Origin of the sequence: Pseudomonas sp. Pseusp88 (assembly GCF_047303955.1) — a bacterium.
Classification (GTDB): Bacteria; Pseudomonadota; Gammaproteobacteria; order Pseudomonadales; family Pseudomonadaceae; genus Aquipseudomonas.
Genome location: NZ_JBGLYM010000013.1, coordinates 107,845 through 134,757 on the forward strand (window position 1 = coordinate 107,845; position 26,913 = coordinate 134,757).

At 60.3% G+C, this 26,913-nt stretch carries 24 protein-coding genes; 10 read left to right on the forward strand and 14 right to left on the reverse strand.

The window, feature by feature from the left end; translation table 11 throughout:
• Window positions 1-226 precede the first annotated feature (226 nt).
• The 3 genes from ACCD02_RS17690 to ACCD02_RS17700 all read left to right on the forward strand — a co-directional run bounded on the left by ACCD02_RS17690 (window position 227) and on the right by ACCD02_RS17700 (window position 4,476).
• On the forward strand, window positions 227-1,393 hold the full coding sequence (locus ACCD02_RS17690) for an XdhC family protein (protein ID WP_413304351.1): 1,167 nt from the start codon (window positions 227-229) through the stop codon (window positions 1,391-1,393).
• A 240-nt stretch (window positions 1,394-1,633) separates the two neighbouring features.
• Window positions 1,634-3,313: an MFS transporter gene (locus tag ACCD02_RS17695; RefSeq protein WP_413304354.1), complete on the forward strand. Its 1,680-nt coding sequence runs from the start codon at window positions 1,634-1,636 to the stop codon at window positions 3,311-3,313.
• Window positions 3,310-4,476: an HlyD family secretion protein gene (locus ACCD02_RS17700; RefSeq protein WP_413304357.1), complete on the forward strand. Its 1,167-nt coding sequence runs from the start codon at window positions 3,310-3,312 to the stop codon at window positions 4,474-4,476. The genes ACCD02_RS17695 and ACCD02_RS17700 overlap by 4 nt, the downstream gene beginning before the upstream one ends.
• Window positions 4,477-4,654: 178 nt before the next feature.
• Here ACCD02_RS17700 and ACCD02_RS17705 read toward each other — a convergent pair whose 3' ends face one another.
• From ACCD02_RS17705 to ACCD02_RS17740, 8 genes are all read right to left on the reverse strand, one after another.
• Window positions 4,655-6,271 (reverse strand): inorganic phosphate transporter, encoded by a 1,617-nt coding sequence (locus tag ACCD02_RS17705; protein ID WP_413304360.1) that lies wholly within the window; start codon window positions 6,269-6,271, stop codon window positions 4,655-4,657.
• Between the two features lie 196 nt (window positions 6,272-6,467).
• Window positions 6,468-7,484: a transporter gene (locus ACCD02_RS17710; RefSeq protein ID WP_413304363.1), complete on the reverse strand. Its 1,017-nt coding sequence runs from the start codon at window positions 7,482-7,484 to the stop codon at window positions 6,468-6,470.
• Window positions 7,485-7,607: 123 nt separating this feature from the next.
• Complete coding sequence (locus ACCD02_RS17715) at window positions 7,608-8,429, reverse strand: aldo/keto reductase (protein ID WP_413304365.1); 822 nt, start codon at window positions 8,427-8,429, stop codon at window positions 7,608-7,610.
• 130 nt (window positions 8,430-8,559) lie between these two features.
• Window positions 8,560-9,996 carry an efflux transporter outer membrane subunit gene (locus ACCD02_RS17720; RefSeq protein ID WP_413304368.1) on the reverse strand — a complete coding sequence of 479 codons (1,437 nt, stop codon included), beginning with the start codon at window positions 9,994-9,996 and terminating at the stop codon, window positions 8,560-8,562.
• Window positions 9,993-10,904 carry an efflux RND transporter periplasmic adaptor subunit gene (locus ACCD02_RS17725; RefSeq protein ID WP_413304370.1) on the reverse strand — a complete coding sequence of 304 codons (912 nt, stop codon included), beginning with the start codon at window positions 10,902-10,904 and terminating at the stop codon, window positions 9,993-9,995. Before ACCD02_RS17725 ends, ACCD02_RS17720 begins: the two co-directional genes overlap by 4 nt.
• The gene (locus ACCD02_RS17730) at window positions 10,901-11,110 is read right to left on the reverse strand and encodes a DUF1656 domain-containing protein (RefSeq protein ID WP_259102282.1); all 210 of its coding nucleotides are present in this window, start codon (window positions 11,108-11,110) and stop codon (window positions 10,901-10,903) included. The genes ACCD02_RS17725 and ACCD02_RS17730 overlap by 4 nt, the downstream gene beginning before the upstream one ends.
• Complete coding sequence (locus ACCD02_RS17735; RefSeq protein WP_413304374.1) at window positions 11,107-13,194, reverse strand: FUSC family protein; 2,088 nt, start codon at window positions 13,192-13,194, stop codon at window positions 11,107-11,109. Before ACCD02_RS17735 ends, ACCD02_RS17730 begins: the two co-directional genes overlap by 4 nt.
• Window positions 13,191-13,643, reverse strand: coding sequence for a MarR family winged helix-turn-helix transcriptional regulator (locus ACCD02_RS17740; RefSeq protein ID WP_413304377.1), 453 nt, complete (start codon window positions 13,641-13,643; stop codon window positions 13,191-13,193). The genes ACCD02_RS17735 and ACCD02_RS17740 overlap by 4 nt, the downstream gene beginning before the upstream one ends.
• Before the next feature lie 184 nt (window positions 13,644-13,827).
• Here ACCD02_RS17740 and ACCD02_RS17745 point away from each other — a divergent pair, with 184 nt between their 5' ends.
• The 3 genes from ACCD02_RS17745 (at window position 13,828) to ACCD02_RS17755 (ending at window position 16,426) form a co-directional block, all read left to right on the forward strand.
• Window positions 13,828-14,394 (forward strand): YbhB/YbcL family Raf kinase inhibitor-like protein, encoded by a 567-nt coding sequence (locus ACCD02_RS17745; protein WP_413304379.1) that lies wholly within the window; start codon window positions 13,828-13,830, stop codon window positions 14,392-14,394.
• A gap of 483 nt (window positions 14,395-14,877) precedes the next feature.
• Entirely contained in the window at window positions 14,878-15,546 is a 669-nt protein-coding gene (locus ACCD02_RS17750; protein ID WP_413304382.1) for a polysaccharide lyase family 7 protein, read from the forward strand.
• An 88-nt stretch (window positions 15,547-15,634) separates the two neighbouring features.
• A complete protein-coding gene (locus ACCD02_RS17755) occupies window positions 15,635-16,426 on the forward strand; it encodes a class I SAM-dependent methyltransferase (protein ID WP_413304385.1) in 792 nt (263 codons plus the stop codon).
• Here the strand turns inward: ACCD02_RS17755 and ACCD02_RS17760 are convergent, their stop codons facing one another.
• Window positions 16,427-17,821 carry a heavy metal sensor histidine kinase gene (locus ACCD02_RS17760; RefSeq protein ID WP_413304388.1) on the reverse strand — a complete coding sequence of 465 codons (1,395 nt, stop codon included), beginning with the start codon at window positions 17,819-17,821 and terminating at the stop codon, window positions 16,427-16,429.
• Window positions 17,797-18,489 carry a heavy metal response regulator transcription factor gene (locus ACCD02_RS17765; RefSeq protein WP_413304391.1) on the reverse strand — a complete coding sequence of 231 codons (693 nt, stop codon included), beginning with the start codon at window positions 18,487-18,489 and terminating at the stop codon, window positions 17,797-17,799. The genes ACCD02_RS17760 and ACCD02_RS17765 overlap by 25 nt, the downstream gene beginning before the upstream one ends.
• 332 nt (window positions 18,490-18,821) lie before the next feature.
• Between ACCD02_RS17765 and ACCD02_RS17770 the strand changes: the two genes are divergently transcribed.
• The 4 genes from ACCD02_RS17770 to ACCD02_RS17785 all read left to right on the forward strand — a co-directional run bounded on the left by ACCD02_RS17770 (window position 18,822) and on the right by ACCD02_RS17785 (window position 22,371).
• Entirely contained in the window at window positions 18,822-19,400 is a 579-nt protein-coding gene (locus ACCD02_RS17770; RefSeq protein ID WP_413304393.1) for a hypothetical protein, read from the forward strand.
• A gap of 913 nt (window positions 19,401-20,313) precedes the next feature.
• Window positions 20,314-20,919, forward strand: a complete 606-nt coding sequence (locus ACCD02_RS17775; protein ID WP_259102266.1) for a hypothetical protein — start codon at window positions 20,314-20,316, stop codon at window positions 20,917-20,919.
• Window positions 20,920-20,993: 74 nt separating this feature from the next.
• The gene (locus tag ACCD02_RS17780; protein ID WP_413304396.1) at window positions 20,994-21,608 is read left to right on the forward strand and encodes a cytochrome b/b6 domain-containing protein; all 615 of its coding nucleotides are present in this window, start codon (window positions 20,994-20,996) and stop codon (window positions 21,606-21,608) included.
• A complete protein-coding gene (locus tag ACCD02_RS17785) occupies window positions 21,601-22,371 on the forward strand; it encodes a molybdopterin-dependent oxidoreductase (protein ID WP_413304398.1) in 771 nt (256 codons plus the stop codon). The genes ACCD02_RS17780 and ACCD02_RS17785 overlap by 8 nt, the downstream gene beginning before the upstream one ends.
• Before the next feature lie 179 nt (window positions 22,372-22,550).
• Here ACCD02_RS17785 and efeO (ACCD02_RS17790) read toward each other — a convergent pair whose 3' ends face one another.
• From efeO (ACCD02_RS17790) to efeU, 4 genes are all read right to left on the reverse strand, one after another.
• Window positions 22,551-23,375: an iron uptake system protein EfeO gene (efeO, locus tag ACCD02_RS17790; RefSeq protein ID WP_259102259.1), complete on the reverse strand. Its 825-nt coding sequence runs from the start codon at window positions 23,373-23,375 to the stop codon at window positions 22,551-22,553.
• Between the two features lie 28 nt (window positions 23,376-23,403).
• Window positions 23,404-24,726 (reverse strand): iron uptake transporter deferrochelatase/peroxidase subunit, encoded by a 1,323-nt coding sequence (efeB, locus tag ACCD02_RS17795; RefSeq protein WP_413304402.1) that lies wholly within the window; start codon window positions 24,724-24,726, stop codon window positions 23,404-23,406.
• Window positions 24,727-24,828: 102 nt separating this feature from the next.
• The gene (efeO, locus tag ACCD02_RS17800; protein ID WP_413304405.1) at window positions 24,829-26,037 is read right to left on the reverse strand and encodes an iron uptake system protein EfeO; all 1,209 of its coding nucleotides are present in this window, start codon (window positions 26,035-26,037) and stop codon (window positions 24,829-24,831) included.
• Between the two features lie 8 nt (window positions 26,038-26,045).
• Complete coding sequence (gene efeU, locus ACCD02_RS17805; protein ID WP_413304408.1) at window positions 26,046-26,909, reverse strand: iron uptake transporter permease EfeU; 864 nt, start codon at window positions 26,907-26,909, stop codon at window positions 26,046-26,048.
• Window positions 26,910-26,913 lie beyond the last annotated feature (4 nt).

Consider the following 26,913-nt stretch of genomic DNA (forward strand, 5'->3'; position numbering starts at 1 on the left):
CGGTGCTCAGCTGTTTTATATGGCAAATGGGTATGATGTTCGCTGTTCGATGAATGTTCCATGTCGTTCGACAGATAATGAATTTAATTAACCACCTGCCGTCAGAATGGCATTGGTCTTGAATCAAGGCTGTGCGGCCATGCAATTTATGCAACGCCGATTCAATCGTCCCGCCTGCGGGTGCGCGACGATGGGGGATGGGTTCATCAGGTTCAGGGGAAATCCAATGAACGATCAATCGCAACTGCTCGCCGCATTGGACGCTGCGCAGGTTGACGGGCAGGACGCAGTTATCGCCACGGTGGTCAAGGTGGAGGGCTCGGCCTACCGCCGTCCTGGCGCGCGTATGGTCATCCCGCAACTGGGCAGCGCCACTGGCACGGTCAGCGGCGGTTGTCTGGAAAGTGATGTCAGCAAGAAGGCCTGGTGGCTGACCGAAAGCGGCAAGCCGGTTATCCGTACCTACAGCACCGGCGAAGACGATGACGATCTGGAAGAGGCGGAACTGAGTTTCGGCCTGGGCTGCAACGGTACGGTGCATATTCTGTTTGAACGGGTCATGGCGGGGCAGCCGTCGTTACCGGTGCAGATACTGCGGCAGGTGCAGACGAGTCAGCGACCCGCCGCTCTGGCGACGGTGATCGACAGTCAGAACCCGCGTTTTACCGCCGTTGGCGAGCGTCTGGCCCTGGCTCCGGTTGATGGCCTGCTGAGCGAAATACGCGACCAGGGCTTGGCCGCAAGCATTGCCGAAGACCTGCAGGCAGTACTCGACCTGCAGCGTTCAGCCAGTTGCCTGTATGAAGGGGCGGGCGGCACGGTGGAAGTCTTGCTGGAGTTCATTCCGGCGCCACGGCGCCTGGTGATTTTCGGTGCCGGGCATGATGCCGCGCCGCTGCTGGGCATGGCTCGCTTGCAGGGCTGGCACACAACCTTGATCGATGCCCGCCCGCAATATGCGCGTGCCGAGCGTTTTCCCGAGGCTGACCAGGTCCTTGCGATTGCGCTGAGTGAGCCACTGCCTGCAGTGCTCGATGGTACTGCGGTGGTGATCATGACCCACAGCTACAGTCAGGACCGTCATTGGCTGGAAGCTGCCCTTAATGCGCACCCGGTGTATATCGGCCAGCTTGGCCCGCGCAGTCGCACAGAACGTTTGCTCGATGAACTGGACCCAGGCTTGCGTGAACAGCCTGCATTCGCCGGGCTGCATTATCCTGTCGGCCTGGACCTGGGCGGCGATACCCCGCAAAGCGTTGCCTTGTCGATCCTGGCGGAGATCAATGCGGTGGCCAATCGTCGCAATGGCGGCATGCTCAAGCACCGCATTGCCAGTATTCACGGGGTAGAGCCCGCCAAAACGGCTGACTCGGCGTTACGCATGATTGGTTAGGGGGGCGCTGAATCAAGGTGGGACCGACTTTAGCCGGGAAAGCTGAGTCACAGGCAGAACATATGTATTAATGCTGCTGGCCTTTTGCTGGCTAAAGCCGGTCCCGCGCTATTTGTCCTGTGTTTACAGCTCGGATCGAACTCCCTGATCCTGCCTCGCTCCAACCGTCCGTGTTGCCGCAAATGGCTATATGCTATTTGTTACGGACGTCCCGGCGCAGCATCCTTCAGGCTCAGGTCAATGACTGACAAGTACGCCCCGCATGACTGGGCACCCCATGAGCGGCCGACGTTGCCAGGGTCGCCCTCCACGCCGTTGCATCCCACGGCCAAGCGCCTGGCTTTCGCTGTCGTTGGCGTGATCGTGGCCCTGACCGGGGGCCTGGGTAATGCGCTGGTCGTGGCTAACCTGCCGTATCTGCAAGGGCCTTTGGGGGTCACGTCGGCGGAAATCGCCTGGCTGCCTGCTGCCTACGTCATGACCAACGTGTCGATGAACCTGCTGTTGGTGAAATTCCGCCAGCAATTCGGCCTGCGCGCTTTTACCGAGGTGTTCCTGGTGCTGTATGCCCTGGTGACCCTGGCCCACCTGTTCGTCAACGATATCGCCTCGGCTATTGCCGTACGCGCGGCCCACGGTATGGTGGGGGCGGCGCTCAGTTCGCTTGGCCTGTACTACATGATCCAGGCCTTCCCGCAGAAATGGCGGATCAAGGCGCTGGTATTGGGGCTGGGCACTTCGCAGCTGGCCATTCCCCTGGCCCGGTTGTTCTCCGAGGACCTGCTGGAAATTGCCGAATGGCGGGGCCTGTACCTGTTCGAACTGGGCATGGCGCTGCTGGCACTGGGCTGCGTGTTGCTGCTTAAATTGCCGCCGGGCGATCGTTTCAAGGCGTTCGAGAAACTCGACTTCCTTACCTTCGGCCTCCTGGCCGGCGGCTTCGCGGCATTGTGTGCGGTACTGTCCCTGGGACGTATCGACTGGTGGCTGGAGGCGCCGTGGATCGGCATCACTTCGGTGTGTGCCATTGTCCTGATCATTGGTGGCCTGGCCATCGAACATAACCGTGCCCGGCCCTTGCTGATCACCCGCTGGCTGGGCAGTGGGCGGATTTTGCGCCTGGCCCTTGGGGTGACGTTGTTTCGGGTCGTATTGTCTGAACCGGCAACCGGGGCCATCGGCTTCTTGCAGACCCTGAACATGGGCGCCGAGCAGTTGCGCACCCTGTATCTGGTCATGCTGCTGGGCAGCGTTGCAGGATTGGCCACCAGCGTCCTGACGATCAACCCGCTGCATCTGTTCAAACCGTTGATCATCTCTCTGGCCCTGATTGCCATCGGCTCCTGGATGGACAGCGGATCGACCAGTCTGACCCGGCAGTCGAACATGTATTTCAGCCAGTTCCTGCTGGCCTTCGGCGGCACCTTCTTCCTCGGGCCGACCATGGTCCTGGGGATCAGCGGGGTGATCAGCAATTCGCGCAACCTGATCAGTTTTTCCGTGCTGTTCGGGATTACCCAGAGCGTTGGCGGTCTGATTGGGTCGGCGGCGTTCGGCACCTTTCAGGTGGTACGGGAGAAGTTTCACTCCAGCCTGTTGGTCGAACACGTGACCTTGCTTGATCCTCAGGTAGTGGCTCGTCTGCAAAGTGCCAGCGGCGCCTACGCCAGCTTTTTCGCCGACCCGGCCCTGCGCACCAGCCAGGGCATGCGCAGCCTCGCGGCCCTGGCCACTCGCGAAGCCAACGTTCTGGCCTATAACGATATGTTCATGCTTATTGCCCTGATCGCCGTGCTGACCATGGTCTGGACCTCGGCCCGGGCGCTCTGGCTGAAAATGAGCACAAAACCCATAGAACCGGCGGCCCCAGTGCCGGTAAGTTCGCTCCCAGTTCAACCCGACGGCGCCCACTCTTCATGACCGAAACGACACCGCCAGCTGCACCTGTTCCCACACCGCCACCGTCCGTGCCGCCACCCCCGGTGACAGCCGCGCCGACCAGCGAACCGCGTTCACTGCGTACCCGGGTGATCTCGTCGCTGATCTTCGCCAGCGTCGCCCTGGCCGGCGTGCTGATCGTGCTGTATGCCTGGCAACTGCCGCCGTTCAGCAGCCCCATCGAAACCACCGACAACGCCCTGGTTCGCGGCCAGACAACGATCATCGGCCCGCAACTCAGCGGCTACGTTTATGAAGTACCGGTCAAGGACTTCCAGTTCGTCAAGACCGGCGATCTGCTGGTGCGTCTGGATGACCGTATCTATCGGCAGCATCTGGATCAGGCCCTGGCGCAATTGGGTGTGCAGAAGGCCGCGCTCGCCAATAACCTGCAACAGCGCCGCAGTGCCGAGGCGACCATCGCCCAGCGCCAGGCAGCGCTGGACAGCAGCATCGCGCAAAGTCGCAAGACGGCCGCCGATCTGCGCCGCAGCCAGGCACTGGTTACCGACGGTTCCGTTTCCAAAAGTGAACTGGACGTCGCTCGCGCCGCCGACGCTCAGGCCACTGCCGCCGTGGCCGAGGCCAAGGCAACCCTGGAAATCTCCCGGCAGGATCTGCAAACCGTGATCGTCAACCGCGCATCCCTGGAAGCTTCGGTTGCCAACGCCGAAGCGGCCATCGAACTGGCCCGCATCGACCTGACCAATACCCGCATCCTCGCCCCGCGCGACGGCCAGCTCGGCCAGATCGGCGTGCGCCTGGGGGCTTACGTCAACTCCGGGGCGCAACTGATGGCACTGGTGCCCAAGCACCTGTGGCTGATCGCCAATATGAAGGAAACCCAGATGGCTAACGTGCGCCTGGGTCAGCCGGTGACCTTCACGGTTGATGCCCTGAACCATCAGAAGATGCACGGTCGCGTACAGCGCATTTCCCCGGCTGCCGGTTCCGAGTTCAGCCTGTTGCCGGCCGACAACGCCACCGGCAACTTCGTCAAGATCGCCCAGCGCATTCCGGTGCGCATCATTGTCGACGCCGACCAGCCCGAGGCAGATCGCCTGCGGCCGGGGATGTCGGTGGTGGTGAGTATCGATACCAGTGCCGAGGGCGGCGAGGTGCCGCAGGATCCGCTGGATCAATAGCCTCTTGCTCCCTGGGACCGGCTTTAGCCGGGAAAGGGCCGGTACATCCGCTGCATTTCAATGAGCAGCGAAGACGCCTTCCCGGCTCAAGCCGGTCCCAAACATGAAGGCTCAAGACTCTCTGAAAACAAAAAGCCCACACATTGGTGTGGGCTTTTTGTTGTAGCAAGCGCAAGTGTTAGAACAGCTTGGTAAACACCCAGTACAACGAGCCCGACAGCAGGATTGCCGCTGGCAGAGTCAGGACCCAGGCCATGGCCAGGTTGCGCAGGGTGCGCAGTTGCAGGCCGGAGCCGTTGGCGACCATGGAGCCGGCGACACCCGAGGACAGCACATGGGTGGTGGAGACCGGCAGCCCGTACATGTCCGCAGCGCCGATGGTGACCATCGCCACCACTTCCGCCGAGGCACCCTGGGCGTAGGTCATATGGGTCTTGCCGATCTTCTCGCCAACGGTCACGACGATGCGCTTCCAGCCCACCATGGTGCCCAGGCCCAGAGCGATGGCGACCGCGATCTTGACCCACAGCGGGATAAAGCGCGTGGCGTTATCGATCTGATCCTTGAACAGCTTGAGCTTGCCCTGGGTATCGGCGTCGAAGCTGACCGCCTTGTTCTTGTCCATCAGGCGGATGGTTTCGGAAGTCAGGTACATGTCGTTACGTACGTTGGAAACCGCTTCGGCCGGCACTTTATCCAGGGAGCCGTAGCCTTTAACGTCATTGCCGATCTTGCCGACCATCACTGCCAGTGCTGGCGTCAGCTCGGGAGTGGCCTCCTTGCTCACCAGATAGGCGGACAGTACCTTGCGCGAGTCGGCAGGGGCGGGCTGGGCCACGCTCTTGACCAGGGCCTGTTGGGTGACTTCGGCCACCGCAGAGAACCGCAGGGCCTCATCGGCTGGCATGGTGCGGTTCAGGGCGTAAGCCATGGGCAGGGTGCCGACCAGAATCAGCATGATCAGGCCCATGCCTTTCTGACCATCGTTGGAGCCGTGGGCGAAAGACACACCGGTGCAGGTCAGGATCAGCAGACCGCGAATCCACCATGGTGGCGGTGCATCGCCTTCAGGCGCTTTGTACAGCGCACGGTTCTTGATGAACAGGCGCATGGCCAGTAGCAGCAGCGCGGCAGCACCAAAACCGACCAGAGGCGAGACCAACAGCGAATAGCCGATCTTGCTGGCCTGGGTCCAGTCCACGCCGCTGGTGCCATCACGACCGTGCATCAGGGCATTGGCGACGCCGACACCGATGATCGAACCGATCAGGGTGTGCGACGACGAGGCGGGCAGGCCCAGCCACCAGGTGCCGAGGTTCCACAGGATCGCGGCGATCAGCAGGGCGAAGATCATGGCGAAACCGGCGGAAGAGCCGACTTGCAGGATCAATTCTACCGGCAGCAGGGCGATGATGCCGAAGGCCACCGCGCCGCTGGAAAACAGCACCCCGAGGAAGTTGAACAGACCCGACCAGGCCACCGCGAAACTTGGCGGCAGGGAGTGGGTGTAGATCACCGTGGCTACCGCGTTGGCGGTGTCATGGAAACCGTTGACGAACTCAAAGCCCAGGGCGATCAGCAAGGCCACGCCCAACAGCAGGAACGGCGTCCAGGTGGTGACGACGGTATGCAGATCGTCCATGTCCTGCTTGAGACTGAAAGCGGTGTACAGCAAACCCAGGGCGAGCACGGCGAAGAACATCACCATGGTCATGACCCCCGGCTTGCCGCCGAACTTGTGACTGGCCCCGGCGCTTTTCCCAAGCGCGTCGGCCGTCATTGTATTGGTCGCCATCATGCAAATCCTGTTTTGTAAGGGTATTGAGCATGATCATTTCAAAATGTTACAGATATGCGACCTGGATCAACGTACTGTCGGAAATACGGTTCCGTTGGAGCGTGGTTTACCCGCGGAACGGGCAGACCAAGGTCCATCGGATTCACCGAGGTGAATCATTCGCGGGCTAGCCTCGCTCCAACAACACCACGATTCAGTCCGAACGCTTGCGAAACGCCCAGCGTGCAGTGATCAGGGTGAAACTGGCGACCACTGCCACCAGCACCCAGAAGCCGTTCGGATCAGTGGCCAGCGGCACGCCGCCGACGTTCATGCCGAAGAAACCGGCGACGATATTGATCGGCAGGGCCAGTACCGTGACCACGGTCAGGGTGTAGAGGGTGCGGCTGCTCTGTTCGTTGAGATTGGCGGCAATTTCTTCCTGCAACAGCTTGATCCGCTCGCCCAGGGCCGTGAGGTCGTTGATCACCAGGGACGATTCTTCGGTGGACTGACGCAGCTCCTGCACGTCTTCTTCCAGCAGCCATACCGGCGGCTTGTGCAGCAGACGCATCAGCGAGCCGGGTTCCAGCGCCAGTAGACGCTGCAGGCGCACCAGCACCCGGCGCATGGCGCCCAGTTCCGAGCGGTTGTTGCTCAGGCGCTGGGACAGCAACTGGTCTTCGATCTTGTCCACACTGATGCTGGTCTTGCGCAGGAACTGGGTCAGCACTTCGCCCTGATCGCGCAGCAGGTGCACCAGTAGCTCCAGGGGCGAGCGGAAATGCTCACCGCGCTTGACCGAGGAACGCAGCTTATCCACCGAGCGCAAGGGTTGCAGGCGGGCGGTGATCAACAGATGGCCAAGGGTACAGACCCAAAGGGTCGATATATCGGTGGAAACCATGTTGAAGTCGAAGACCACATCGTTGACTACCGCCAGCAGGGCCGAGTCGACGTGTTCGATGCGGGTCGAGCGCGAACCTTCGTGCAGGGCTTCGAAAAATTCTTCGGGCAGATCCAGATTGGCCTTCATCCAGCGCTCGCAGCCAGCGTGGGCCAGGTTCAGGTGCAGCCAGATGAACTCCTCGGGGTCTTCCGGTTCACGCAGACAGCCCAGTGCTGTCGCTGAGCCGATTTCCCGACCGCTTTCTCCGGGGCGGAAACGGAAACCGTAAAGCAGGCCGAAAAGATCGGAATCCTTTTGATTCTGGACGATGCTTTGGTTCATGGTTGCTCGCTGGACGGTGAGGCTGCCAATCCTTGGCAAACTGAAATATGTCGGGAGCATGACAAGCTGTTATTTCAGTTTTGTGTCAGTTTGTTGCTTGTTGTTACTGAGTTGCTGCTTCGTTCAGACCATAGACAGGCGCTGCTTGCGCGTCGGTGCCGGCCAGGCGCGATCCAGATCGAGCAGGTCTTCATCGGTCAGCTGCAATTGAACAGCCGCCGCATTGAGGCGCAGATGCAGTGGATCGACCGCCTTGGGAATTGCCACGACGCCGGGATTGCGCAACACCCAGGCCAGGCTGATCTGAGCGGCGGTGGCGTTGTGCCGGGCGGCGACCTTGAGCAGTTCGGGGTGATGCAGCAGATTGCCCGCCTGGCCGATAGGGCAGTAGGCCATCATTGGCATGCGCTGGGTCTGCATCCACGGCAGCAGGTCGAACTCGATACCCCGGGCCTCGGGGTTGTACAGCACCTGATTGGTGGCACAGGCCGGATCGCCCAGTTCGAACATATCGGCGACATCGAAGTTGGACACGCCCCAGCGGCCTATCTTGCCGCTCTCGCGCAGCCTTTCGAAGGCTGCGACGGTTTCTTCCAGTGGGTGCTGGCCGGGCCAGTGCAGCAGATAGAGGTCGATATAGTCGGTCTTCATGCGCCGCAGGCTGCGCTCGCAGGCAGCGGCGACGCCCTGGCGGCTGGCATTGTGCGGATAGACCTTGCTGACTACGAAGACCTTGTCGCGCTGCCCGGCAATGGCCTTGCCGACCACTTCCTCGGCGCCGCCTTCGCCATACATTTCGGCGGTATCGATCAGGGTCATACCCAATTCGATGCCTTGGCACAGCGCCGAGATTTCGGCCGAGCCCTGCGCCGGATCCTCACCCATATGCCAGGTGCCCTGGCCGATTACCGGAACATCTTTGCCTGCCAGTTCGAGAGTGCGCATGGGGGGCTCCGTCTTTTAAAAGGGGGGTGACGACCCATAGGACAGGGCGGGAGCGAATTTATTCGCGAAGAGGCCGCGCAAGTCGATGAATTTCTGTGGGACCGGCTAAAGCCGGTCCCACAATATACGGTTATTTTTTCGGCGCGGCTTGCGGGCCCTCCCAACCTCCGCCCAGCGCCAGGAACAGGTTGATCTGCCCCATGGCCACCTGGGTATTGGCGGCGGCGAGCTGAGCGCGTACGTCAGTGTAGGTACGGGTCGCCTGCAAATCGGCGAGGAAGGACGCGCGGCCAGCCTGATAGAAGCGGTGGGTCTGGTCGGCGGCCTGCTGTGCGGAGGTCTCGGCGTCGGCCAGGGCGTCACGGCGTTCCAGCAGGGCGGTGTACTCGGCAAGACCGGTCTGGGTCTCGCGAATGGCATTGAGCACCACACCGTCGAAATGCGCCAGGGCCGCCTGGGTCGAGGCTTCGGCTTCATGGATGCGCGCGCGCGAACCATTGCTGGGAATGGTCCAACTGATCAGTGGGCCAAACCCCCAGCGATTGGTCGAAGGCTTGCCCAGATCGTCGAGGATACCCACGGTGGCCACCGTGGCACCGATGCTGACGCTCGGGTAGAGCTCGCCGGTGGCGACACCGATGCCTGCGGTATACATCGCCAGACGCCGTTCGGCCTGACGCACATCCGGACGGCGTGCCAGCAGCGAGGCGCCGTCGCCCACCGGCATGACCTGGGCGATATGGGGCAGTTCGTTGCAGCTGTCGACGCCCTTGGGCAATTGCTCCAGGGGCTTGGCCAGCAGCATCGACAAGCGATACAGCCCGGTCTGGCGCGCGGCTTCGTAGCGCGGCAGCTCGGCGCGCAAAGACTTGAATTGGGTCTGGGAACGGGTGACCTGAGTCTCGTCACCGCGCCCGGCATCGCGCAGACGCTGGGTCAGGCTCAGGCTTTGCTGTTGCAGGTCCAGGGAGTGCAGGGCGATTTCGTGTTCTTCGTTGGCCGCGCAGATTTGCGTGTAGGCCCGCACCACGTCGGCGACCAGGGTGATCCGCGCGGTGTCGGCGGCAGCCTGGGTTGCATCGATATTGGCCTGGCTCGCTTCGATACCGCGTTGCAGCGTGCCGAACAGATCGAACTGGTACGAGGTGCTGATGCCGACGTCACCGACATTGGCCACCGGGACCTTTTCCTCCAGCAGGAAGGCTTGTCCGGATTCCTGGATACGTTCTGCCCCGGCCTTGGCCTGGCCGCTCCAGCCACCGGCGGCCTGGGCCTCGGCATTCTGGTAACGGGCCCGTTGCAGGTTGGCGGCGGCGACGCGCAGGTCGGTATTGGAGGCCAGGGCCTGCTGCACCAGGGCGTCCAGCCGTGGGTCCTGATACAGGCGCCACCAGTCCTGGGGAACCGGCGCCGACACTACATTCACCGAGGTGCCAGCCAGTTCACCCTGCAAATCCGGGCGATTGACTGCGGCATCCTTGGGCAGGTGGTAATCCGGGCCGACCATCTGGCAGCCCGCCAGCAACATGCTGAAACCAAGAGCTGTCAGGCGTGCGCTGTGTTTCATTGCGCGGCTCCTGGGGCGGCAACGCCGTCTTTCTGTGTCTTGCTGTCATCGATGATCGACACCGTGGCCGTACGCCCGGCGATCATGCGGAAATCCTTGGGCACGTCATCGAAGGCGATGCGCACAGGAATGCGCTGGGCCAGGCGCACCCAACTGAACGCCGGGTTGACGTTGGGCAACAGGTTGCTGCCGCTGGTGCGGTCGCGGTCTTCGATACCGGCGACGATGCTCACCACATGGCCGCGCAGGCGGGCGTTGTCGCCGATCACACGGATGTCCACACCTTGGCCGATATGGATGCCGTCGAGCTTGGTTTCCTCGAAATAGCCGTCGATATGGAACGAGTTGCTGTCCACCACCGCCAGTACCGGGCGGCCGGCACTGACAAACTCGTGTTCACGCGGTGCACGGTCGTTGAGGTAGCCGTCCACCGGGCTCTTGATCACCGAGCGGTCGAGGTTCAGTTGTGCTGCATCCACCGCCACCTGGGCTTCGTTCAGTGCCGACAGGGCGCGGGCTTCTTTGGACTGGCTTTCTTCCAGTTGCTCCCGGGCGACCAGGTTGCCCAGGCCACGGTTACGCTTGTTCTCGCGCTGGGCCTGCTCCCAGGTTTCCTTACGCTCGGCGACGGTGGCCTGGGCCTGGCGCAGGGCGAGGCGGAAGCGATCCTGATCAATGGTGAACAGCACCTGGCCCTTGCGCACCTGCTGGTTGTCGGTGACTTCGACTTTCTGAATCAGCCCGGATACGTCCGGGGCGACCTGGATGATATCGGCGCGGATATGCCCGTCCCGGGTCCAGGGCGCGTACATGTAGTACAGCACCATGCGCCAGACGACGGTGGCGGCGAAGATCACGATCAGCAGGGTCAGGACCACACGGCCCAAAGTCAGCAGCGGTTTTTTCATGTCATCAAATATCGACTGAGGGTGTCCACGGCGCCGAGCAGCAGGGCGTAGAGACAGACGTTGAACAAGGCCCGGTGCCAGACCAGACGGTAGAAATGCGCTCGCAGCAGCAGGGCATGCAGCGGCACGAACAGCAGGTAGGCGATGCCCATCAGCGCCAGAAAGGTCGGGACGAAGACCCCGCTGATATCCAGGTCACCGATCATACGGGGGCTCCATCAATGCCATAGGGCGGTTGTTCTTCGTGCTCGCTGGCGAGATCGACTATCTCTACACCCGGCAGCAATGCCAGGCGCAGGCCGCTGAGGGCGTGCAGCAGGTGCAGGCGCGACGGATCGTCGGCCAGGGTCTGGCTGCTCAGCGCACGGCGGGCGCGGTCCATGGTCATCAACAGACCCTTGGGCGCAACCAGGCGTTCACGGGCCTTGAGGCAGGCCTTGAAATAGCTGCCCACCTCATGCACCACTTGACGCAGCATTAACTGCTGTGCGGCATGGACGCGCGGAATGTGCGCCAGCAGATCGAGCAGGTTGAGGGCGACGCGCAGTTCACGAAGGGCGATACCGGTGTCCTGGGCGGTGGCGGCCAGGCGCGGCAGGTGCTGCATCAGCCGGTCGAGCATTTTCACGCCCATGCGCCGGTGCTCGGCCAGGGTCGCGGGTTCGGTCAGGGTGACGATATCCGACCAACTGAAACGGGTCAGGCGCCGGGCGGCCATTTCCGTGCCGAACGGGCGCATCACCAGGGTCCAGATAAAGGCGAACAACAAACCTGCGGGACCTGCCAGGTTGGAGTTGAGGAAATTGAGGAAGTCGGCGTCGTAGGCGCTCTGGATGCTGATAAAGGATGAGGTGTTGACGATGGTCAGCAGGGTGCCCAGGTAAAAGCGCGGTTGCACGGTCAGGGTGCCGACGCAGATAAAGGGCACCGCAAAGGCCAGCACCAGCATCGGGAAGTCATGCAGGTTGGGCAGCACCACGAACAGATACAGGCTGGCGAACAGTACCGAGAGCAGGGTCCAGAAGAAGAACCGGTAGATCTGCGGCGCCGGGTCGTCCATGGCGGCGAAGAAGCTGCACGCCACGGCGGCCAGGGCGACGGCGGCGCCACCGTCCTGCCAGCCCAGCAGAATCCACAGCACCGAGGCGACGATGATCGCCAGCACCGAGGTGGCAACCGAATAGAGCATCAGGCCGCGGTCGAGGAAGGGTGTCAGACGACCCAGCCGCCAGTGCCTATAGACGGCGCGCCATGGCGATTGGTCGTCAGTATTGATGGCCAGTTGCAGGCTGCGGCAGTCCTGCCACAGGTCAATCCATTCGCCCAGGCGGTAGAGCGCGTTGGAGAGCACCAGTTGGCGGCGATCATCCAATTGCATGGCGGTGGGTTGCAGGCGTTCCAGCTCGGCGTGCAGGGCGCGCCATTGTTGATCCTGCGGGCCTTGGGCGGTGTTTTCCAGCCAGGCCCGGGTCTCGATCAACAGCGGCGCCAGGTTGGCCAGTTGTTCCGGGGTACGCCGCTCCAGTGCCCACAGCGCATCATCGAGCGCGTCCATCACCGGCAGCAGGTGGATCATCCGCCCGCGCAGTTCCTTGGCATTGCGTACGGTCTGGGGCCGGGCGCCTTCATGGGGCAACTGGCCGATCATGATTTCCAGACCATTGAAGGTGGTGACCATGGCCGTGCGCAGGGCGGCGATGGCCTCGGCCTGAGCCGTGCGGCTGAGAAAACGATCGCTGTAGGCCGAAGCGTCGCTGAACCATTTGGCGGTGGCGTCGTGCAGCACCGGCGCCAGGCGCCGCGGCCAGAACATGCTGCCGACCACGGCGGCGCAGACAATGCCGAGGAAAATCTCTTCGGTACGGGCCACGGCGATGTCGAATACGGCCAGGGGGTTATCCACCACCGGCAGGGAAATCAGCGGCATGGTGTAGCCCGCCAGCATCAGCGCGTAACTGTTGGCTGTACGCAGGTGCAGGGAAAGGAACAGCAGGGTGCCGGTCCACAGGGCAATCACTACCGCGAGCAGAAACGGGGTCTGCACGAACATCGGCACGATGAAGACCGAAGCCGCTGCCCCGGCCAGGGTGCCCAGGGCACGGTACAACGCCTTGGAGCTGGTAGGGCCGACGAAAGGGCTGGAGACGATATAGACCGTGGCCATGGCCCAGTAAGGGCGGGGCATTTCCATGATCAGCGCGATGTACAGCGCCAGCATGGACGCGGCAAAGGTACGAACGCCGTAGAACCAGTCCCGTGCCGGTGGCACGCCTTCGAAAAAGCCTTTCACAGTGCCTCCGGGTTGTCCGGGCTGGTGGCATCGGCGAAAGCCCTGAACACCCGCAGTGCCGCTTCGAGGTCGGCCGGGGCGACTTTTTGCAGCACATCGCGGCGCAGGCGGATCAATTCATTCTCGATCGACAGGCCGATGGTGCGACCGCTATCGGTCAGGCTCAGGCATTTGGCGCGACGGTCGGTGGGGTCTTCGCTGCGCAGGACGATATCGGCCTTGCACAATTGGTCGAGCAGGCGCACCAGGGACGGGCTTTCCATACCGCAGGCATGAGCAACGGTGACCTGGCGCACACCATCACCCAGACGCATGATCATCAGCAGCGGCGCCGCGCAGGCTTCGGACACGCCCGAGGAGGACAGCGTGGTCTGGCAGATGCGTCGCCATTGGCGGGACGCGGCGACCATGCCGCCGGTGACGTTCATTTGCAGGAGATCGAGTGGCATGGCTTGACCATTTCGCGCGAGGTAATAGTTAGGCTTCATATTGCTAGCTGCAATATTATTAGGAAGCTAACTAAATATCCAGTAACAAAAGCCTGCCGTCAAATGAAAAATGCCGAGTGGCCACGCTACTGATGCTCCACTCGGGATGGCCTATCCTGTGGGTCTGATTGGAAGAGGGATGTTTATGCAGGGTATAACGCGATACTTGCGCCGCCACTGGTTGGTGAGCGGCGCTCTGCTGTTGGGTCTGACGGGCGTGGCCGAGGCTGGCCAACCCTTTAATGTGCAGACTCCGGGGGCGGGCGATGGCGCTTTTTTCAGTCGCGAAAACGCCAGCAACGTCGGTGAATGCGGCGGCGATAATATTTCTCCGGCGTTGCGCTGGGACGAGGTCCCGGTCGGGACCCGCAGTTTTGCCCTGATCCTGCAGGATCCGGATGGCCAGAAGGGCCTGGGTGTCGACCACTGGGTGCATTACGGTTTGCCTGCCGATGTCCGGGAACTGGCCCGGAATGTCGGGGGCGAGGGCAAGTTGCCCGGCGTCGGCGGCAAGAACACCCGCGGCGTGACCACCTATCTGGGACCCTGCCCGCCGGTTGGCGACAGCCCACACCATTACGTCATTCAGCTCTATGCCCTGGACCTGGCCCCTGATGCCATCGAAGCGGGGTTGACCTCAACCGAACTGCGCGCGCGGCTCAAGGGGCATGTGCTAGGCAATACGAGTGTGGTGCGCAGGTATCAGCGCTGATGTGACGGCATAGCTCAAGTGCTGACCTTGGGAGATGCGGATTTATCCGTGAAGACGGCGGTACATCAACGGATATCCGTCGTCTGAACCTATTCGCGAATGAGTTCGCTCCCAGGGAACTCACTACCACAGGTTATTGGGAGGCTGACTTATGACGACCGCTTGTCGGTAAAATCTGTATTCAAGGAACTATTTTTGCGAAATTTTATCACCAGTCGATCAAAAAAATGACGCCACTGGAATGACGCTCCGCCCCGTCTTTCAACGTCTGCATGGAAACACCCCTTTTCGCCCCGCCTTCAAACATGATCTCAAAATAATGGCACAACCGCCCTGCGCCGGCCTTTTCGCCAGTTTGTTGGCGACTGCCCTGTTTAAAAAATAAACGATTCAGCCGATAGCCGTGAGGTCACAAATCCGGTGTCGCAGGCACCGGTCCGAAACCTTGAACCGGTGTGCAAAGCGCGCCAACGAGCTACTGTCATGATCGATCTCGCCACCTGGAATCTCTCAGTCCCCGTCGGCACACCCGCCCTGACCATCGCCACCCCGCGCTTGGTCCAGGGTTACCAGGATGGTTATTTCCGCTCAGGCGACACCTTGTTTTTCTGGGCTCCGGTCACCGGCAGCAAGACTGACAATGCCATCTACCCGCGCACCGAACTGCGCGAGACCAATGCCGATGGCAGCGTGCACAACTGGCTGTTTTCTCAGGCAGACAACTTTCTGCGGGCGGCGCTGATGGTTAGCCAGGTGCCATCAAGCGGCAAGATTGTCATCGGCCAGATTCATTGCTACCAGAGCACCGAGCCGCTGGTAAAACTGGAGTATCAGTACAAGGAGAAAACCGCGACCGGCAACATCGTCGCCAAGTTTCGCCCGACGCCGACCTCCGAGCCGTTGGTGATCGAAATCGCCACCGGCGTGAAGTTGAACCAGCGCTTCACCTACACCATTCACCTCACAGCCAACGGCAACCTGAGTATCAACGCCGCCAACTTCTACTGGAGCGCGGCCCTTGATCCGTCCTGGGGCAGCAAGCAGCTGTACTTCAAGGCCGGGGTCTATACCCAGGACAACACGGGATATGCCACCGAAGGCGGAGCGGCGACGTTTTATACGCTGACGATCAATCACGACAAGAAGTCCTGAGGCGGCACGACTTTAGCTAGGAAAGGATAAAAAGCGGGGGTGTCGCAGGGTTATTGACACTCCCGGAATCCAGACCAAGAGAGCATGTATGGCGATTTCCTATGGCGTAAAGATGTCGTTCTTCGATTTCTGGAGGGGATTGGCCAGGGGCCATTTCTTCATTCACCGGCGCTTGCGACGGCACTTGAATGAACAAAAGAAAAACTGGCCCAAGGGCAAGCAGTACACCCAGGGTTACTACTACCAGGGGCTCGAGGAGATCGGCATCACGGGTGCCAAGCCAACGGGTTTCCGCTTTCGCCAATATGACGTCGACAGCCTGCTGGACAATGCCGAAGTGCTCGATATCGGCAGTAATTGTGGATTCGTTGCAGCCTACTGCGCGCGCCGGGCCAAGTCGGTGCTGGGTGTTGAGCTCAATCCGTATCTCAACAAGATTGCCGTGGATACGGCCAGGTATTTGAAGCGCACTAATGTGCGGATTGTTCAGGGTGACTTCACCCAATACCAGCCGGAGCAGAAGTTCGATGTAGTGCTGTCGTTTTCCAACCACCATACGATCGATGGCAACCTGAATATGGGGTTTGAAAACTACATCAGGAAAATCGCGTTATGCCTGAAGCCCGGCGGCTATCTGCTCTTCGAAAGTCATAACGTCTATGGTCCCGGCAGCGGGGCAGAAGGTGACGATGGCGATATGGAGGAAAAGATGCGGATCATGAATCAGTGGTTCACCATCGAGCGCTATCGCATGGTCAATTGCTTTCTTGAACACATGGTCTACGACGTCAACAAGTTGTTCATTGTCGCGCGATTGAGCGAGCAACCTGAGCCGGTCTCTTTCAGTCTGCCGGAAGCCATCAAGCGCTTTCATTACTGATCAACGCGTTGTCGGAAAAGCCAGCGTGAAGCAGATTCGGCCATAGGTCGGCTGCGCCACGCTGACCCGACCACCGTGCAAATGCATGATGGCGGCGACAATGGCCAGCCCGAGGCCATTGGAGTCGGAGCTCTGGTTGCGCGAGGCGTCACCCCGGTAGAAGCGGTCGAACAGCTTGCCCAGGGCCGCATCGGTCAGCACCGGTCCCTGATTGTCGACCTCGATCAGGCAATGACCGTCGCGCTGTTCGACCCGCAGGGTAATGGTGCTGTCCGGATCGGCATAGCGGATGGCATTGGCTACCAGATTGCTTAATGCCCGGCGCAGCAGGATCGGGTCTGCCTGCACGCTGCCGTCGCCCTGGGTATGCAGAATCAGTTGGCGCTCTTCGGCCAGTCCCTCGAAATACCCGGTCACCCGTTGCAGTTCGTCATGCAGTTGCAGGGGCTGGCGTTCCAGTACTGATTGCGCTTCATCGGCCCGGGCCAGGAACAGGATGCTTTCCACCAACCGCGATATCCGCTCCAGTTCTTCCAGATTGGAGGCCAGCAATGCCTGATATTCATCGGCACTGCGTGGCTGGCGCAACGCGACCTGGCAATGCCCCATCAACGAACCCACCGGGGTGCGAATTTCATGGGCCAGGTCGGCGGAAAACTGGGTCAGGCGCTGATAGCCATCGTGCAGGCGGTCGAGCATGGCATTGAAGGCCTCGCCCAACTGGTGCAGTTCGACGGGGGTGTCGTGGTAGTCCAGACGATTGTGCAGGCGTGCCGGGGTGATGACGGCAGCATGGGCGGCCATGTCGCGCAACGGTCGCAGGCCCCGGCGCAGCAGGACATAACCGAGCAGCGCAGTGATCAAAAAAGCCATGGCCATCGCGGCATAGATGCGCTGGCGGAAGGTCGCGAGCATGGCCATTTCCTTGTTCAGGACATGGGCGGCCTGCAAATGCAGCTCGATGCCATTGGCCAGCACCTGCACGGACGCCGCCCGCAGTGGAATGCCCTGGGGGCTGACGCCACTGCGCAGATCGGATATGCGCAGAGGCTGGTCCTGCTTGACGGTTTCCAGGCCTGGCAACTGAGCATGCAGCGGGTTGACCTGGATCACCGGTACCTTGCCCGGCTCGCCAAGGATGAAGATATCTTCTTCGTTATTGAGCATGTTCTCGAACAACTGCGGGCTGGCCATCAACTGGTCGAGGGTCAGGTCATAGCGCAGCAGCTTGCGAAAATGATCCAGGCGCGCCAGTACGCCACCGTCGGAGCGTTCGAACACCGTGGCCTTGGTGGTTTCATAGAGGAACATGCCCGCGCTGCCGACACTGATCATCGCCACCAGGGCAAAGGCCAGGGTCGAGCGCAGGGTCAGGCTGGGCGGTCGGGCTCGCATGGCCGCACCTCACAGACGTAGCCGATGCCGCGCACGGTATGGATCAGCTTGACCGGGAAGGGCAGGTCGACCTTACTGCGCAGGCGCTTGATCGCCACGTCGACGACATTGGTGTCGCTATCGAAATTCATGTCCCAGACTTCCGAGGCGATCTGCGCCCGTGACAGCACGTCGCCTTCGCGACGCAGCAACAGATGCAACAGCGCAAATTCTTTGTTGGTCAGGACGATGACCTGCTGCTGGCGGGTGACCCGACGGCGCAACAGGTCCAGTTCCAGGTCGGCCAGATGAAAGTGATCGGCCTCACGCACCACGCCACGACGCAGAATGGTGCGGATGCGCAGCAGCAGTTCGGTGAAGGAAAACGGTTTGACCAGATAATCATCGGCGCCCAGTTCAAGGCCGCGGATACGGTCCTGCAACTGGTCCCGGGCGGTCAGGAACAGCACCGGCACATCCTGTTTGGCGCGCAGCACTTCGATGATCTGCCAGCCATCGATGCCGGGGAGCATCACATCGAGCACAATCAGGTCGTAGCGATTTTCCAGCGCCAGGTGCAGGCCATCGGCCCCGTGTTGGGCCCAGTCGACCTTATAGCCGGACTCGCCAAGGCCCTTCTTCAGGTACTCGCCGGTTTTGCTGTCGTCTTCGATCAGGAGGATATGCATGCTGGAGGTCGTCTGGTGCGGCCGGGCTTGAAGTCTAACCAAGTGGCTGGCGCTTGTCGGTTACATTTCTGTCATCGAGTGCGGGGTGATGTCCATAGTGGGAGCGAATTCTGTAGGCGCGATTTGTGGGAGCGAATTCATTCGCGAAAAGGCCGCTTCATTCGGCATAAATTCACCGCCTGAAATGCAATATTCGCGGATAAATCCGCTCCCAGTCATGGCGTAAGTCTTTTCATACACGAAATGCAGAAATCCCCTTCCTCAATGTCAAGTCAGTCTTTTTCGACGGTTGCCGTTAAGCCGACCGGGACTACTGATAATAAGGAATGACCATGACTTTATGTATAAACATCAATCCAAATCATACTTATAAGCAGGCAGTGGAAGCCGCCTACCACAAAGCGAAAAGAGAAGGCGTTGTTCTCGATAAGGGTATCGAGGAGGACTGCCTGCGAGTGATGAGTGAGCCGGGAACTCCCGAAGGGGCGGTTTATCATGAGTCGGATCTTAGGCAGGAGGTTACCAAGAATACAGATGGTAGTGTAACTATCTCTAATGCATCGAGTTGGCAGAGTTACGAATATTGGAAAATACTTCAGATGAAAAGCTATACCAATGCGCTTGCCAGGGATGTGGATTCGGCTACTGAAGAATTAAAAGAAAAGATGGTTGCGTCAGGATCAAGTCCGAAGGACGCACTTTTTGTAGTGGATAAAGCGAGGGGGTTAAAGGCATTTTCTCCGTCGGGTAAATTAAGTTCGGATGAAATAAGATTATTATCCAGGCTGGCAAATGAGAATTCTGAGTTTAAATTAAACGCCATCCAATACGCCAAGGCGTTGATCAGTTTTGTTGATCGTACAATTGACGGAATGAATGGGAGATTTGCTCGGTATTTTTCTCGATCTTGATAAATTCGGCGCAGACCATGCTAACGAATGACTTGCCGTTAGCATGGTTATTTTTTGCTGTTTTTTAATCGACTATTCGTTGCGTACAAATGTGGACTAACGGTACCTGATCACCATCTAGTCTGCCGACACCTCCTCTTTCATGGCCTTCGGGGCTCATGTACCAGTCGCCGGTGTTGTAAGTCAGTTGCCACTTGGTCTTGAAATCGAATACGCCCACAAATGGAGTTGTGGTAAACCTCCCTACGCAAGCGGGTAGGGTGATATTGGTAAGCATGGCCCCACCGTGGTTACTTTCTTTGCGATAAACCTGGCGGCCAAAGGGAGAATGGTCATCTATATTCATATGCAGTTCGATCGTGACCCCCTTCAGAGGGTGGCCTGTTGAGTCGCGCACTTGGCTAAACCATTCGAAGGTATTGACGAATTTATAAACGGGGAAATGAATCGCGTAGCGATCAGCATCCCCGGGAACCCTGTGATTGACTGCGCTGCAATTCTGTCAGCATGAAGGAATGCCATCGGATGACTCGAACTTATCGCTGCGCCAGAGTGCGCGAGGAAGAGTGTCGCGAATAAAATATTGTGTCTACAGATTTTACTTGGCATAAAAAATTCCATTTTTATTTTGGATAGCCGCCATCGTGCAATCGCAATCGCGCCTGCCAGATAGCCTTGCTGTTTATGTCGATTAAGTTAAGCGCCCGTTTTGTTCCAGGCCTTGGTCGGTTGTGTTTATCAACTGACAGCCCGACGTAACCAATAGTCAGGAATGGTGTCAACTCCTTTGATCGACATAAACGATCTGCGTGGTCTACCGGTTAAATGACAAAAATGTCACGCCCCGGTCATGCCTGAGAGCCGGTAGCCGCGCAATGATCGGTGCACATTCACCCCTGCCAAGGAATCTTTGATGAAGACTGCATTGCACACCACGTTCGGCTTGCTCATGCTCGGCGCCGCGATTGCCGCACAGGCAGCCGATATGCCGGTGGTCAAGCCGCTGCGCGGCACCATCGACAGCGTTCAGGCCGATACCCTGAACTACACCACCCGCGCCGGCCAGCACCAGAGCATCATGTTGACTGACAAGACCGGCATCCGCCTGATCTCCAAGACTGACCTGGACTCGATCAAGGCCGACAGCTTTGTCGGTTCTGCCGCGATCCCTCAGTCAGACGGCAGCCTCAAGGCCCTGGAAGTGACCGTATTCGAAGCCAGCCTCAAGGGCAGTGGCGAAGGTCACTACGGTTGGGAAAACGCTGACGGCACCACCGGCACCATGACCAATGGCACCGTGGGCAAGCTGTCCAAGGCCAATGGCCGGACCCTGACCGTGCAATACAAGGGCGGCGAGAAACAGCTGGTGGTGCCGGAAGACGTGCCGATTGCCTACGTGCAACCGGGTGAGCGCAGCGAGCTGAAGGCCGGCGCCAAGATCGTGCTGTTCCCGGCCGATGACGGCAAGAGTGCCCGTGGCGTAGCCGTCGGCAAGGATGGTTTCACTCCGCCGATGTAAGCTGAGTGATGCCTGCGCCGATCCTGCCTGCGCCCCTTCGCGGGCAGGAGCGGTGCGCCTATAAGGAGATCCCGATGAAACCTCGTCGCATTCATCCCTGGCCGGTGCGCCTGACCCATTGGCTCAACGCCATCGGCATGACCTGCATGTTCATGAGCGGTTGGGAGATCTTCAATGCATCGCCCCTGTTCGCCTTTACCTTTCCCAAATCCCTCACCCTCGGCGGCTGGCTCGGCGGTGCTATCGCCTGGCACTTCGCCGTGATGTGGCTGTTGGTCATCAATGGCCTGGTCTACATGCTGTATGGCTTGTTCAGCCGCCATTTCAAGCGTGACCTGCTGCCCGTTTCACCGGTTGCGGTGAAGCGTGACTTAATCGCAGCGCTGCGCTTTCGCCTGGTGCACGAGCATGGGCGCTATAACGCCGTGCAGCGCCTGATGTACTGGCTTGTGCTGGCCATGGGCGTGTTGATCGTGCTCTCGGGCCTGGCGATCTGGAAACCGGTGCAGTTTCAGGAACTGGCTGCCCTTATGGGCGGCTTCGATACGGCGCGCAAGGTGCACTTCGTCGCCATGACCGCCATCGGTGCCTTTGTCGTCGTGCACCTGGTGCTGGTACTGCTGGTGCCACGGACCCTGCTGCCAATGATCACGGGCGGGCGTCATTCTGCGGAGCAAGGCCATGAATAAACCGCGCAAGCGCATCACCTCAGGCATTCGCCTTGAGCCGGCCCAGCAGACGCAACTGGCCAATATCCAGCGCCGGACTTTCCTGCGTGGCGGCCTGACCGTCGGCGCCATGGCCATGCTCACCGGCTGCAACCTGCAGGACGGCGATCAGGTCGACAAGGCGCTGTGGGCCATGTCGCGCTGGAACGACCGGGTCCAGGCCTGGCTGTTCAGCGGGCAGAAACTGGCGCCGGTCTACAGCAAGGCGCAGCTGACCAATCCGTTCCCGTTCAATGCGTTCTATCCCGAATACAACGTGCCGGACCTGGATATCTCCGACTACAAACTGGCGGTTTCCGGTCTGGTGCGGGACAAACAACCCTGGACCCTGGACGGCCTGCGCAAGCTGCCGCAACGCACAGATATCACCCGGCTGATCTGCATCGAAGGCTGGAGTGCCATCGGCCAGTGGGGCGGGGTGCCGCTCAAGACGTTCCTGGAATCCATCGGTGCCGATACCACGGCGCGCTATGTCGGCTTCAAGTGTGCGGACCGTTATTACTCCACCCTGGACATGCCCACGGCGCTGCATCCACAGACCCTGCTGGCACTGGACTTCGGGGAAGTCGCCTTGCCACCGGACTACGGATATCCACTGCGGGTGCGGGTACCGACCAAACTGGGCTTCAAGAATCCCAAGCATATCGTCGAGATCATCGTCAGCAACGAGAACCTGGGCGGATATTGGGAAGATCAGGGGTATAACTGGTTTAGCGGAATTTGAGGGGAGGGGAAAGCGCACCAATCCTGTCGGCGAAACCATTGTGGGAGCGAATTCATTCGCGAAGGCGGTATTACATTAGATGCATTGGCGTCGTCTGTAAGATCGATTTCGCGGATAAAAATCTGCTCCCACACGGGGATCGCAGCCGGACAACCGTTGCAGCAGTCCGGCGCGAAGTCTTAGTTCAGACCCAGTTTGCCACGCAGGGTGGACAGGTCTTCAGCCAGGGTGTTGACCGGGCCGACCAGGGCTTTACGGTCGTTTTCTTTCACTTTGTCATAGGTCTCGAAACCGCCATCCTTGGTTTTGTACTTGGCCAGAATCTTGTCCACGGTGGCGAAGTTTTTGTCGACCTTGGCCGCGAACGCCTTGTCCGACTTCTCGATCTGCGGACGGAACAGGTCAACGATTTTCTTCGCGCCGTCTACGTTGCCCTGGAAGTCATACAGGTCGGTGTGGCTGTAACGATCTTCTTCACCGGAGATCTTGGTCGCGGCAACTTCTTCCAGCAGTGCAGCTGCACCCCCGACGACTTTCTCAGGCGGGAAGGTCAGGCCGGCGATGCGGGTTTGCAGGTCCTTGACGTCAGTCATCAGCTTGTCGGCCAGGGCTGCCTGGTCCTTGGTGCTGTTCTGCGAGAACAGGGCATATTCCAGACGATGGAAGCCGGTGAAGTCTTCAGCGCTCACGCCTTGCTCGTGGTCATCGACGCGGGAGTCGATGGAGGCGTCCAGGTCACTGAACAGCTCGGCAATCGGCTCGATGGCTTCGTAGTGAACGCGGGTTGGCGCGTACAGCTTCTTGGCGGTGGCGATGTCACCTTTCTTCACTGCGTCGGTGAACTTCTGGGTTTCATCGACCAGCTTGCCGACTTCCTCAGTCACATAGATTTTGTAGTCCGAAACCGGACCAACCAGATCCAGCGGCGCGGTAGCGGCGAAGGCGGCCAATGGGGTCTGGAGCAAGCCCAGGGTAAGCAGCAAAGCGAGAGGCGTCTTTTTCATGGTTGGTTTCCGGTTAAGGGTTAGGGGTTCAAGCGGTTTTTGTTGACGGTGTGGCCGACGCCGCGAGCAGCGAGCGACCGATGAAGTCCTGGTCATTGACCACGCCCGGCAGGGTGAAGAAATAACCGCCGCCCACAGGCTTGAGGTATTCCTCCAGAGGCTCGCCATTAAGGCGGGTCTGCACGGTGATAAAGCCTTTCTCCAGGTCATGCTGGTAGCAGATGAACAACAGGCCCATGTCGAGCTGACCGTTCTTCATCACGCCATTGGAGTAGTTGAACGGACGGCGCAGGATCAGGTTGGCCTGGCTCTCCGGGGTGCGCGGGTTGGCCAGGCGGATATGGGAGTCGAGCTTGGTTTTCTTGCCTTCGGCATCGGCTACATAGTCCGGGATGTCGGTTTCCTTGTGACCATCCATCGGCGCACCCGTGGTCTTGACCCGGCCGATGATGCCTTCCTGTTCCTGCAATGGCGTACGATCCCAGCGCTCGACCAGGTTGCGGATGATCCGTACTGCCTGATAGCTGCCGTGGACTGCCCAGGCCGGCTCGTCGCTGCCCGGCTGGACCCAGACCACTTCGTTCATGGTCTTCTGGTTGTTGGAATCCGGGTTGCCCGAGCCGTCGCGGAAACCGAGGAAATTGCGCGCGCTTTCAGCAGGCTCGCTGGCCTTCTTCGGCGCCTGTGCGGGGACAGTGCCTTCCTGTTTCCAGCGCACCAGCAGCAGGTCAGGCAGGTTCTTGATCACATCACGCAGTGCGTGAATGTTGGTGTCCGGAGTGTTGGAGCAGAACTGCAGGCTCAGGTCGCCATGGCAGCAGTCTTTTTCCAGGGCATCGTTGGGGAAGCCGACCATGCGGATCAGGCGCTTGGGCTTGACGCCAGCCAGACCGAAGCGCTCGTCGAACAGCGACTCGCCGACCGAAACCGTGATGGTCAGGTTGTCCGGGGTGACCACCGGGCCGAGGATGCCCGAGTCCAGTGGTGGCAATTTCGGATCGACCTGAGGCACGGCGCCGCCGGTCATGAGGAAGGCGATACGTTCGTTGAGGGTACGGAACAGGCGCTCGAGGTCGTCGCGGTCCTGGGCCAGTACGTCAAACGACACCAGCATGCCCGCCGCCGGGCGCGGCGTGACGATGCCGGTCTGGTGCTGGCCATGGAAAAGGTTGTGATCCTGGGTCTTGTCGCTGGGCGGTGCTTCGGCGACCTGTGCAGGCGCGGTTGCGGCCAGGGCATTACCCGCCAGGCTGCTACCTGCCAATGCGGCACCGGCTGCGCCGAGGCCCATCAGGACCCGGCGACGATCCACTGAAACAGGGGCGTTACTTTGATTTGCGTCTTTGTTCACGGCAATCTTCACTCGATAGTCAGCTTAAAGGGCTCTCGATCAGAGAGGCCGCCAAGGCATATGGGGGCCTGGGCGGCCCCTCTTGTTAATGACCGGCTACTGTCACAGACCTGACAAGCCAAGAGCAGGGTCGATTCCATCGAGTACATCCGCCAGAGCCTTGGCGTTATCTGCGATTTGCTTGCGTTGTGTGGCATTGACCTGATCGTAAGGGCGATAGCCACTGTCGGTTTTCAGGCTATGGATGCTGTTGTCCAGGGCGGCCATGGCGTTGTCGATCTTGCCCAGCAGTTCACCGGCCGACTTGGCCAGCAGAGGACGCAGCAGGTCGATGACCTTGCGCGTGCCTTCCAGGTTGGCGGCAAAGCCGTTCAGGTCGGCATGGCTGTAGCGTTCTTCTTCGCCGTTGCTGCGGATCTCGGCCAGGCTGCGCATGTTGCGGGCAACAATGCCGGCCAGTTGTTCCGGAGCGATGGTCTGGGCCAGCAGTTGTTGCTTGAGGCTGTCGCTATCAGTGCGCAGGCGCTGTACTACAGGGGCCAGGCCGTCGAGGGAGTGCTGTTGGAACAGGGCATATTCGACGCGGTGGAAGCCGCTGAAGCCCGGGTCCTGCTCGCGTTTTTCGTAGTAGTCGGCGCGGGCATTGATGGCGTTGTCCAGTTCGGCCAGGCGCTGCGCAGCCGGGGCGATACGCTGGTAAGCGGCGCGGGCCGGAGCGTAGGCGGCCTGGGCCAGGCTCAGGTCACCGGCATCCACGGCCTGTTGCAGGGCGTCGATGGCCTTGAGCAACTGCGAACCTTGCATGCTCAGGTAGACGCGGTATTCCGACAGCGGGCCAATAAACGCCACCATCGATGGGCGGGCCTTGGCCAGGGCGTCGGATTCGGCCGTCGGCGTGACGTGCAGGGTGCCGCGCGGATTGCTCAGCAGGCCGCAGGTAATGGTGTAGTCGCCGGGCATCAGGTTGGCATTGATCACCTGGCTCAGGCCGGGGGCGATGTTCTCGCGCTCCTCGATCACCAGCACGCCATCAAGGATTTCCCACTCGACGGCACGTTCCGAACGGTTGACGATGCGGAAGGCATTCTTGCCGGCCGCGACCGTCAGTGCATTGGGCTCGCAACTGTGGGCGTGGATCGTGACCAGGGTTTCGGCACCGGCCGTGGCGGCGCGTTTTTTCATGGCGGTCTGGGACGCGGTATAGAACATCGCGCCGCCAGCGATCATCAGGATCACGGAACCGGCCAGCACCCAACGCAAGGCGCGGGGAGGCGTGGCTTGCGGTGCAAGCCCTGAGGGACTGTTGGTCATGGAGGCCCTTATTTATTCGTAACGGAAGAAGACGAGTGATGCACAGGCTTGGTGGGCAGACTCACCACCGGGGCGTGCGGCAGGAAAAACAGCACCAGGGCACCGATCAGATAGACCAGGTATACCGTCAGGGTGCTGATGGTCGGCGCGTCCTGATAACCGAACATGCCGGCCAGAACCGAACCGGTCGGGCCATCCATCGGCAAGGTGGCGCTGATATCGAAGACCACGGTCTGGAATTGATTCCACAGCCCGGCTTCATGCAGTGCCTGCACGGAGTTGGAGAGGATCCCGGCCGCGACCACGAGGATGAACAGCCCGGTCCAGCGGAAGAAGCGGCTGAGGTTCAGGCGCATGCTGCCTTTATAGATGGCGATGCCGACACCAATGGCCAGCAGCAGGCCGAGCAGGGCACCCAGTGGCGCACCGACACCTTCGCTCTGCTGGAACACGGCGAGCAGGAAGAACACGGTTTCCAGGCCTTCCCGGGCTACGGCGAAGAACACCATGCCGATCAGGGCGTAAGTCTGGTTTTTCGAGCCGGCGAGGGCGGCATCAAGGGAGACATGCAGTTCATGCTTGATCGAACGCGCTACCTTGCGCATCCAGAACACCATGGAACTGAGGATGATCACGGCGAGCAGGCCGACCAGGCCTTCGAACAGTTCCTGTTGTTTCTGCGGGAATTCAGCGCTGACCATTTCCAGGCCACCACCGACGAACAGGGCCAGGGCACCCGCCAGGAAAACGCCGATCCACACGGCGGGCATCCATTCGCCACGGCCGGTCTGTCGCAGATAACTGGCAATGATGCCAACGATAAGCGCGGCTTCAATACCTTCGCGCAGCATGATCAAAAAAGGAACGAGCATGTTT